Origin of the sequence: Nocardia noduli (genome assembly GCF_019038455.1) — a bacterium.
GTDB classification, from domain to species: domain Bacteria; phylum Actinomycetota; class Actinomycetes; order Mycobacteriales; family Mycobacteriaceae; genus Nocardia; species Nocardia noduli.
Map to the genome: position 1 here is coordinate 1 of NZ_JAFMPL010000229.1, position 1518 is coordinate 1518.

Annotated in this window: 1 protein-coding gene; it reads right to left on the minus strand. The window is 66.6% G+C overall.

Annotation, left to right across the window (positions count from 1 at the left end; all coding sequences use genetic code 11):
- On the minus strand, window positions 1–1363 hold a 1363-nt coding region (locus JZ792_RS41080), incomplete at its 3' end, for a hypothetical protein (protein ID WP_216918376.1).
- Window positions 1364–1518 lie beyond the last annotated feature (155 nt).

The window sequence follows — 1518 nt, forward strand, 5'->3', positions numbered from 1 at the left end:
CACCGCCACCGCCGCCTCCCCCGCAGCCGCCGCCTCCCCCTCCGCAGCCACTGCCCGCGAACCCGGCGCCGTTTCCACCGTGGCTGCGCGCGTCGACTCCACCTGCGCCGCGGGCTTGTTCGGGTCGCCCGGTGGTGCTCGTGTAGCTGTTCCAGAAGTCTGCGTCGCGGGGGTTGAAGTGTTGTGTGCGGACCGCGATTTCAGCGATTCGTCGGCAGTAGGGCCGATATTGTGTGGGGCTCAGGGTCTTGTCGTGGTCGCAGTAGGCGCGGAGTTCTGCCCCGTCGGGGTCGAGTTCGTCGTAGCGGTCCCATTGCTCGGTGAGGAACAGGAACACCGCGCGCCGTCGTTCACTCGACCAGGTGTAGCCGGTGGCGCGGGCGATCTCGCGTGCGTAGTCCGTGTGCGGGGCGTACTCGTTGACGGCGATGTCGCACAGCGCTTCGCGGGCTTGGCCATGGTCGAGGCCGCGTAACACCTGTTCGCAGCGAGCGGTGATCTCCGGTGGCGCGCCCAGTTGTGCGGCCTCGAGTAGATCCTGTACCCATTGCGCCGGGCCGTGTTCGTGCTCGTAGCTGAGTACCAGGTCCATCCGGTTGTGCACGACCGCCTCCAGAAAGCGCGCGCGGGCAGCGTAATGCTGTGAAGCGTAACGCCGCGTCTCGGGCCAGGGCCCGAGGTGTCGTGACAGGAAAGGATTGTCCAGCAGAATCTGGGTGAACGGTGTCGGTTGCCCCTGCGGTGTCCACAATCGGCGCAGGGCCTCGGGAGCGCCGACGGTGACACGCCTGTGATGTCGCTCGTCGTGTTTCTGGGTGAGGGCTTCGGCGATGAGGTCGTCGAACCTGGCTTCGAGTGCCTCGAGCAGTGCGGGGTGATCGGTGCTGCTGAGAAATCCCGCCACGTTGCCACGCGCGGGGTTCTCGGTGGTGTCGGAGACGACGGCCGTCAGCGAGTCGGTCAGCGCCCGAGTGTTCCGGTTCGACGAGAGGTACTCCATCAGGCGCACCTTCGGCTTGTACGGGAATCGGTCGGGGTTCGGTGCGGGCGCGAGAAGAAACGACACCGCCGCCGGTGTCAGGCCGCAACCGAACTGTCGCGCCCGGGAAAGCTTTTCGTTCTCGCCGGTGACCACGCAGTTGATCACCCCGGCGAGGGCCTCCGGATCGACGCCCAACTGCTCGAGAACATCCCGGGCTTGCGAGGCCGAGCCGTCCGGGCCGGAGGCCATGATGCCGGTGAGCGCCGACAGCGCCTGCGGTGTGTTCCAACGTCTGAATTCCTGATGCAGCCGCCTCACATTCCCCTCGTCGAACCACCCCTGGACCCGACGCAATCTCGCCTCGGCGGAGAACCACGACATCAATTCAGCACCCCCTTCTTCCGGGGCCTGAACCCCTGCATCGATTGTCACCGCCGCGAGCACGAACCGGCAAGGCACTCACACACCGCCACGAACAGCCGTGAATGCGGTTGCACGCGTGCCGGTCCCGCGTGTTCGGTGGATAGGTCCCCCAG